This window comes from Bacteroides sp., assembly GCF_052357945.1.
Lineage (GTDB): Bacteria > Bacteroidota > Bacteroidia > Bacteroidales > Bacteroidaceae > Bacteroides.
Map to the genome: position 1 here is coordinate 1 of NZ_DAWCXD010000180.1, position 8,505 is coordinate 8,505.

General features: G+C 44.0%; 8 protein-coding genes and 1 pseudogene. 5 read left to right on the top strand and 4 right to left on the bottom strand.

Features of this window, described 5'->3' with window-relative positions; all coding sequences use genetic code 11:
• The first annotated feature begins 193 nt into the window (after positions 1–193).
• The 3 genes from ACT8YW_RS20435 to ACT8YW_RS20445 all read left to right on the top strand — a co-directional run bounded on the left by ACT8YW_RS20435 (position 194) and on the right by ACT8YW_RS20445 (position 2,853).
• Positions 194–736 carry a ferredoxin domain-containing protein gene (locus ACT8YW_RS20435; RefSeq protein ID WP_212135122.1) on the top strand — a complete coding sequence of 181 codons (543 nt, stop codon included), beginning with the start codon at positions 194–196 and terminating at the stop codon, positions 734–736.
• 87 nt (positions 737–823) lie between these two features.
• Positions 824–1,939 carry an agmatine deiminase family protein gene (locus tag ACT8YW_RS20440; RefSeq protein WP_444106969.1) on the top strand — a complete coding sequence of 372 codons (1,116 nt, stop codon included), beginning with the start codon at positions 824–826 and terminating at the stop codon, positions 1,937–1,939.
• Positions 1,940–1,968: 29 nt separating this feature from the next.
• Positions 1,969–2,853 carry a carbon-nitrogen hydrolase gene (locus ACT8YW_RS20445; protein WP_444106970.1) on the top strand — a complete coding sequence of 295 codons (885 nt, stop codon included), beginning with the start codon at positions 1,969–1,971 and terminating at the stop codon, positions 2,851–2,853.
• Between the two features lie 347 nt (positions 2,854–3,200).
• On the opposite strand, the gene ACT8YW_RS20450 is transcribed toward ACT8YW_RS20445, so the two are convergent.
• From ACT8YW_RS20450 to ACT8YW_RS20460, 3 genes are all read right to left on the bottom strand, one after another.
• A complete protein-coding gene (locus ACT8YW_RS20450; RefSeq protein WP_032811763.1) occupies positions 3,201–3,590 on the bottom strand; it encodes a GtrA family protein in 390 nt (129 codons plus the stop codon).
• Positions 3,587–5,350: an aspartate--tRNA ligase gene (gene aspS / locus ACT8YW_RS20455; protein WP_087318597.1), complete on the bottom strand. Its 1,764-nt coding sequence runs from the start codon at positions 5,348–5,350 to the stop codon at positions 3,587–3,589. Before aspS ends, ACT8YW_RS20450 begins: the two co-directional genes overlap by 4 nt.
• Before the next feature lie 108 nt (positions 5,351–5,458).
• Entirely contained in the window at positions 5,459–6,484 is a 1,026-nt protein-coding gene (locus tag ACT8YW_RS20460) for a diacylglycerol/lipid kinase family protein (protein WP_444106971.1), read from the bottom strand.
• 220 nt (positions 6,485–6,704) lie between these two features.
• Here ACT8YW_RS20460 and spt point away from each other — a divergent pair, with 220 nt between their 5' ends.
• Both spt and ACT8YW_RS20470 read left to right on the top strand, forming a co-directional pair.
• On the top strand, positions 6,705–7,889 hold the full coding sequence (spt, locus tag ACT8YW_RS20465; protein ID WP_444106972.1) for a serine palmitoyltransferase: 1,185 nt from the start codon (positions 6,705–6,707) through the stop codon (positions 7,887–7,889).
• Positions 7,890–7,957: 68 nt separating this feature from the next.
• Positions 7,958–8,099, top strand: a pseudogene (locus ACT8YW_RS20470) (sensor histidine kinase); the annotation flags it as partial.
• A 63-nt stretch (positions 8,100–8,162) separates the two neighbouring features.
• On the opposite strand, the gene ACT8YW_RS20475 reads toward ACT8YW_RS20470, so the two are convergent.
• Positions 8,163–8,357 carry a hypothetical protein gene (locus ACT8YW_RS20475; protein WP_008022408.1) on the bottom strand — a complete coding sequence of 65 codons (195 nt, stop codon included), beginning with the start codon at positions 8,355–8,357 and terminating at the stop codon, positions 8,163–8,165.
• Between the last annotated feature and the right edge of the window lie 148 nt (positions 8,358–8,505).

Consider the following 8,505-nt stretch of genomic DNA (forward strand, 5'->3'; position numbering starts at 1 on the left):
GCTATGTGCCTATTTTTCAATGATATATTTATTGATTTATATCGAACTCACGTTATTATAGAATACAACACCACTTTTAGCAAATAGATCATATGATGGGATTTTAATCGGCTAATTCTATTTCTTTCATCATTTCGCTCCGTTTTACCAATTTTCATTTATCTTTGCCTCACTAATTAATTCAAGAAAAGTTATGATACTGAACGAAAGAGATGCCCGTCATGAGCATGTATTACAAGTAGCCCGCCAGATGATGACGGCTGCGCGTACTGCTCCGAAAGGAAAAGGAATCGATATTATCGAAGTGGCCCTAATCACGGATGAAGAGATTAAACAACTATCGGACACTATGATAGCTATGGTAGAAGAACACGGAATGAAATTTTTCCTTCGTGATGCCGACAACATCTTAAGTGCCGAATGTGTTGTATTGATAGGAACACGCGAGCAGACACAAGGCTTGAACTGCGGTCATTGCGGCTTCACCACCTGCGCCGGACGTACCGAAGGAGTTCCCTGCGCATTGAACAGCATAGACGTAGGTATCGCCATAGGTTCCGCCTGTGCTATGGCAGCCGATTTGCGTGTAGACACACGTGTGATGTTCTCCGCCGGACTAGCAGCACAACGTCTGAACTGGCTGAAAGACTGCAAGATGATAATGGCCATTCCTGTAAGTGCATCTTCTAAGAATCCGTTCTTTGACCGGAAGCCAAAGCAAGAAACGAATTCATAATAATACGTAATGATGCGTAACAGGCACACTGACGACTGACGCAGACAATAAACTGATTTTATAAATAACTAAATAGATAATAGTCTAATGGGAATCATGGTTGGACTTCCCAGCCCAAGTGGCTCGGAGAAAGATTTGCAATTGAATTTCGGCAAAAACATGACCGTGCAGGTAGAAATGAGAGCCCCTCATTTGCCCGCCGAATGGCATACGCAGAGTGGTATACAGTTGACATGGCCACACGCCGGTACAGACTGGGCATACATGCTGGCAGAAGTGCAAGAGTGTTTTATAAACATAGCCAGGGAAATAGCGAAGCGAGAGTTACTATTGATTGTCACCCCCGAACCGGAAGAAGTGAAAAAACAGATAGCCGCTACCGTCAACATGAACAACGTCCGCTTTCTGGAATGTGCCACCAATGACACATGGGCACGCGACCACGGAGCCATCACCATGATAGACACCGGCACCCCTTCCCTGCTCGACTTTACATTCAACGGCTGGGGACTGAAATTTGCTTCCGAACTGGATAATCAAATCACTAAACAAGCGGTAGAAGCCGGAGCCTTGAAAGGCCAGTATATAGACCGCCTTGATTTCGTTCTCGAAGGAGGCTCCATCGAAAGCGACGGAATGGGCACACTGCTCACTACCTCCGAATGCCTGCTTTCTCCCCAGCGGAACGGGCGACTGAACCAGGTAGAGATAGAAGAATACCTGAAATCAACCTTCCACCTGCAAAAGGTTCTTTGGTTAGACCACGGCTATCTTGCCGGCGACGACACTGACAGCCACATCGACACTTTGGCACGTTTCTGTTCTACCGACACCATTGCTTACGTAAAATGCGACGACAAAGAAGACGAACACTACGAAGCATTACTCGCAATGGAGGAACAACTGAAAACATTCCGCACCTTAGCAGGAGAACCCTATCGCCTGTTAGCCTTACCGATGGCGGACAAGATCGAAGAAGACGGCGAACGCCTGCCCGCAACTTACGCCAACTTCCTGATTATGAACGAAGTTATTCTCTACCCGACATACCATCAGCCGGCAAATGACCAAAAAGCAAGAGAAGTGTTACAACAAGCATTCCCAGACTATCAAATAATCGGAATAGACTGCCGTGCCTTGATTAAGCAACACGGTTCCCTGCATTGTGTCACCATGCAATACCCATTGGGAGTTATAAAATAACGAATGAATCAACCAAGTAATTATTCATCATGAAAAAGATAAAAGTCGGAATCATCCAACAATCCAATACCGCAGATATTCGGGTCAACCTGATGAACCTCGCAAAGAGTATCGAGGCTTGCGCTGCTCACGGTGCGCAACTGATTGTGCTTCAAGAGTTACACAATTCACTTTATTTCTGCCAGACAGAAAACACCAACCTGTTTGATCTCGCCGAACCCATTCCCGGACCATCCACAGGCTTTTATTCCGAGTTGGCAGCCGCCAATAAAGTAGTCCTTGTCACCTCTCTTTTTGAGAAACGTGCCCCCGGACTATATCATAACACCGCTGTTGTGTTCGACCGCGACGGAAGCATTGCGGGTAAATACCGGAAAATGCATATTCCCGATGATCCGGCTTACTACGAAAAATTCTATTTCACTCCCGGAGACATCGGTTTTGAACCCATTCAAACCTCTTTAGGAAAGCTGGGCGTACTGGTATGCTGGGATCAATGGTATCCGGAAGCTGCCCGCCTGATGGCACTGAAAGGTGCGGAACTTTTAATTTATCCTACTGCCATCGGCTGGGAAAGCAGTGACACGGACGACGAAAAAGCCCGCCAACTCAACGCCTGGATTATTTCGCAGTGTGCTCATGCCGTCGCCAATGGTCTTCCTGTTATCTCCGTCAACCGTGTAGGACACGAGCCCGATCCTTCCGGACAGACAAACGGCATCCTATTTTGGGGAAACAGTTTCGTAGCAGGACCGCAAGGAGAATTCCTGGCACAAGCCGGAAACGATCATCCGGAAAACATGGTAGTGGAAATAGATATGGAACGCTCGGAAAACGTCCGCCGCTGGTGGCCTTTCCTCCGTGATCGCCGGATTGACGAATACGAAGGACTTACCAAACGCTTTCTCGATTAAAGTTTAATGCTGAAATTCTCTAATAAAGTTCACTCCCAAAGAAAAAGAGAGGATATTTATAAATATCACAACACCAAAAAGGAACTGTCTAACGAATTCTAAATATTGAAAATCACCCACGCTACAGATTGAACTGCACCCCAAAAGTTGGACACAAAACTTTAGGAGTGCAGTTCAGATATTTATAGCGTGGGTGAAATTATTAATGAGGGACTTGTCAGACAGTCCCTATTATAGTTATTATGTGAGAAATGTCCCTGCTACAGTAAGGAAATAAGAAGGGCACAGAGTCAAAATCTAAATTTAAAACTCTGTGCCCTTTCTATATATTATATATAATAACTATTTCATTGAAAAGTTATTTTCTTGTTGGCTAGGAAATTAGCTCCTCCATAAATAAACAATCCCAAGAATTGAGCCAGATATTCATTCACGTCCAGTCCTTCTACCAATAAGATAAGAAATAAAAACTGTGCGGTGTAAGCTACGGCAAAAGCAGAACAAAAGAGCAGTATCTGTTTCCAGATACTATTCTTTTTATTTTCTACGGGGAATATCCAGTATTTGCACCAGAGAAAGTTATGGATTTGAGCTATCAGATACGCTGTTATATTAGCCACCATATAGTCGCCGTCAAATGACATTTCTTTCATCATTAACCATACAACCAACGCCATAATCAAAGCGTTCATTGTACCGATGACTATAAAACGGAATATGCGTACAGATTCTTTCACTCGCCCTCTTTCAAATCTACGATCAAATTCAGTTCATCAAGCTGGCTCTGGTCGATTGCAGAGGGTGCGTCCAGCATCACATCACGTCCGGAATTATTTTTCGGGAACGCAATACAGTCGCGTATAGAATCCAATCCTGCAAACAAAGACACCCAACGGTCGAGTCCGTATGCCAAACCACCGTGAGGAGGCGCACCATACTTAAAGGCATTCATCAGGAAGCCAAACTGTGCCTCTGCCTTCTCCGGAGTGAATCCAAGAATCTCGAACATCTTCGCCTGCAATTTCGCATCGTGGATACGGATAGATCCGCCGCCAACTTCCACACCGTTGATTACCATATCGTATGCATCTGCACGTACAGCTGCCGGATCAGTGTCCAACATCGGAATATCTTCCTCTTTCGGATGAGTAAACGGATGATGCATAGCCATCAGGCGGCCTTCCTCTTCGCTCCATTCGAACATCGGGAAGTCAATCACCCAAAGGCAAACAAACTTATTCTTATCACGCAATCCCAGTTGAGCACCCATTTCCAGACGAAGCTCGCAAAGTTGTTTACGTGTTTTCATTACATCGTCGCCAGACAGAATCAGAATCAAATCACCCGGTTTAGCTCCGAATGCTTCTTTCATTTGCTGGAGCACCTCCTGCGTATAGAATTTATCTACACTCGATTTCACCGTTCCGTCGGCTTCCACACGGGCATAAACCATTCCTTTCGCACCAATCTGCGGTTTCTTTACAAATTCGGTCAATGCATCCAGTTGCTTACGGGTATAAGTCGCAGCACCTTCGGCGCAGATACCGCCCACATAAGCCGCATTATCGAATACAGAGAATCCGTGACCTTTCATGATATCCATCAGTTCCACGAATTTCATGCCGAAACGCAAATCCGGTTTATCGCTACCATAATATTTCATGGCGTCCGCCCAAGACATACGTTGGAATGGTTCATTCAGTTCCACACCACGAAGAGTCTTAAACAAATGTTTAGCCATTCCTTCGAAAGTAGTGATAATATCTTCTTGCTCAACGAAGCTCATTTCACAGTCGATCTGTGTAAATTCCGGCTGACGATCGGCACGTAAGTCCTCGTCGCGGAAACATTTCGCAATCTGGAAATAACGGTCGAAACCGGAAACCATCAACAACTGTTTTAAGGTCTGCGGAGACTGCGGAAGTGCGTAGAACTGTCCCGGATTCATACGTGACGGCACCACGAAGTCGCGTGCGCCTTCAGGAGTAGAACCGATCAAAACGGGCGTTTCCACTTCGATGAAACCCAGACTATCCAGATATTTGCGAACTTCAATTGTCATTTTATGACGCAGTTCCAAATTGGAACGTACAGCGTTACGGCGTAAATCCAGATAACGGTATTTCATGCGGATATCATCACCCCCATCCGTGTTATCTTCGATAGTGAACGGAGGAGTCATGGCAGTATTTAGTACGTTCAGTTCGGAAACAATGATTTCAATGTCTCCGGTAGGAATGTTTGCATTCTTGCTGAAACGTTCATTAACCGTTCCTGTCACTTGAATGACGAACTCACGTCCCAATTTATTAGCACGTTCACAGAGTTCAGCATTAATTTCTTCATTAAAAACCAATTGGGTAATTCCGTAACGGTCGCGAAGGTCAATGAAAGTCATCCCTCCCATCTTACGGCTGCGCTGTACCCATCCGGACAGCGTGACTTGCTTGTTTACATCAGAGATTCTAAGTTCTCCACATGTGTGCGTTCTAAACATATATTTTTTATTTAAACGATTATCACTCGCGTTTTTATTTTGATCGAACCAAAACTGCGCAAAAGTACGCAATAATTTGTAATTCGGTGTCAGTAATCCGTTATTTTATCAGACTTTCTTTGTCAGCTTTTTCAATATTTTCTTGTTTCTATCTGTTATATTGTCAACGATGGCTTCATTCATCAATTTGATGCCATTCATATATTCCTGCGCTCTTTGGAGCACATTGGCTGCGTCCTTTTCCGGTGCTCGTGGCACTACCACGCGCAATCCTCTTTGAATCAGTTGAATATTTACATTGGCATCCGTTTCCATGGGGTCACCATCAAAATGCACGACGCCCGGAGTAGTCCGGCGGATGCACAACTGCTTGCAGCGGAAAGTCTTGATACGGCTATTCTGATCGATTGTTTTATTGAATAATTGAAAGGCCAATGAAGGAACGTCCAATACGGTGAACGGTTCGAGAATAGTCACATCCAGCAAACCATCTGTCAGAGTGGCTTGCGGTGCGATATAAGCATTGTTTCCGTATTGCGACGCGTTTCCGCAGGCAATCAGGAAGGCTTTATACTTGGAGACTCCGTTTTCCGTTTCCAGTTCGTACGTTTCCGGCTCATATTTAAGACTTTCCTGCAGGGTTTTCTCCAAATAAGTCAATAGCCCCCGTTTACCGGCATGCGCAAACTTCAGACTGACAAACGCGTCGAACCCCACTCCGCAAGTGCAGAAAAAATCCGTACCGTTGATCTTACCATAATCTATCACATCCATGCAACCTTCGTTCAGCACTTCCAATGCTCTCTTCGGTTCCATCGGTATATGCAGATGCCTCGCCAGTCCATTGCCCGATCCGCAGGGAATAATTCCCAGCGCGGTATCAGTATGCACCAACGAACGAGCTATTTCATTGATTGTCCCGTCCCCACCGATAGCCACTACTATATCAGTCTTCTCTTCGGCAGCTTTAGCAGCTATTTCTACTGCATGACCGGCTCTCTCCGTATTCACTACTTCCCAAGAGTATCTCGCCTTGTCTATTTTTTCGTCCAGCAAGTTAAGAATCAATTCTTTACTTTGTGTTCCCGAAATAGGATTGACGACGAATTTTATTTTTTTCATTCTTTCGTTCATGCTATTCTTGTCGATTGTAGACGACAAAAGTAATATAAATATCTTAAATTTTAATCTATTAGAGGTTTCTAATCATACGAGAGCAACTTTTTTCTCTTAAAAAGAACAGATAAAAGCAAATTTTGTTATCTTTGCCCCCTGTTTTTAAACACTTGTTAAGATAAAAGGATGTAAGATCGTCAGCGAACGATCTGAGTATGAGTATAATAAATTATAATTCATGGGATTATTACAAGAGAAGTTAGCTAAGTACGACCTGCCACAAAAGTTTATGGCACAGGGCGTTTACCCATATTTCCGTGAGATAGAAGGAAAGCAGGGTACAGAGGTAGAAATGGGCGGACACGAAGTGTTGATGTTCGGTTCCAATGCATACACTGGCCTTACGGGAGATGAAAGAGTGATTGAAGCAGGTATTAAAGCCATGCATAAATATGGTTCCGGATGCGCAGGCTCGCGCTTCTTGAATGGTACACTTGACCTGCACGTTCAGTTGGAAAAAGAACTGGCCGCCTTTGTAGGCAAAGATGAAGCACTCTGCTTCTCAACCGGTTTTACGGTGAATTCGGGAGTTATTCCTGCTTTGACAGATCGCAATGATTATATCATCTGCGACGACCGCGACCACGCATCTATCGTAGATGGCCGTCGCCTCTCCTTCTCTCAACAACTGAAATACAAGCATAACGATATGGCGGATCTGGAAAAGCAACTTCAAAAGTGCAACCCGGATTCAGTGAAGCTCATCATAGTAGACGGTGTGTTCTCTATGGAAGGCGACTTGGCAAACTTGCCCGAAATCGTACGCTTGAAACATAAATACAACGCTACTATCATGGTAGACGAAGCTCATGGCTTGGGTGTATTTGGAAAACAAGGACGTGGTGTTTGCGACCATTTCGGTCTGACTCACGAAGTTGACTTGATTATGGGTACTTTCAGCAAATCACTGGCTTCTATCGGTGGATTTATCGCTGCTGATTCTTCTATCATCAACTGGCTACGTCACAACGCACGTACTTATATATTTAGTGCGTCCAACACTCCGGCTGCTACTGCATCCGCTCTTGAAGCTCTCCACATCATCCAGAATGAACCGGAAAGACTTGAAGCGCTGTGGGAAGCTACCAACTATGCATTGAAGCGCTTCCGTGAAGCTGGCTTTGAAATCGGTGCAACAGAATCACCTATCATCCCTCTTTACGTACGTGACACGGAAAAGACTTTCATGGTTACTAAATTAGCTTTTGATGAGGGGGTATTCATTAATCCGGTTATTCCTCCGGCATGTGCACCGCAAGACACTTTGGTACGTGTGGCATTGATGGCTACTCATACAAAAGAACAAATTGACCGTGCCGTAGAAAAGCTGGTTAAGGCATTTAAAGCATTGGATATTTTATAATCTACGAAAAATATGTCACTCATTATCGGGTGAATAAAATGAAGTCTGACACAAATCAATGTGCCAGACTTTTGGATAAGATTTTCGTTCCTTTCTTCATAACCAAAACATCCGGTTCGGGTATCGGATTGAGCCTGCGCAAACAGATTATGGCTTTGCATGACGGAATTAGGGAAAGGAAACTGTTTTATTCTTACTTTCCCTAAATGAGAGTCATCAAAAGTCTTCCGGATCCTTTAATACGATGGATTAATCTGGGCAGTAGAGGATAAATCATCCTCTGCTGCCCAGACTATTTGTATCCGGATTTAACTCCTTAACAGCTTCTTTGACTGCTTTATGAGTTGGCTTGCGATATACTTCCGCCTGTTGAACGGGAACAATCTCATTCACCATTTTTTCATATCCTTTTTGCTCTAACAAGTGGACTTCTTTTTCACCTGTTTCTTTTTGTTTTCTTGTTTTCATAAGGCTTTTCATTTTAAAATTCTTACTTATAAAACAGAAAACATTGAAAGATAGTTCATACTCACAAATTATTCATATACAAAGAAGCCACACCCCAATATACCACTATGGACTTGTTCATTCCGATACAAAATTTAAATTGAATAGT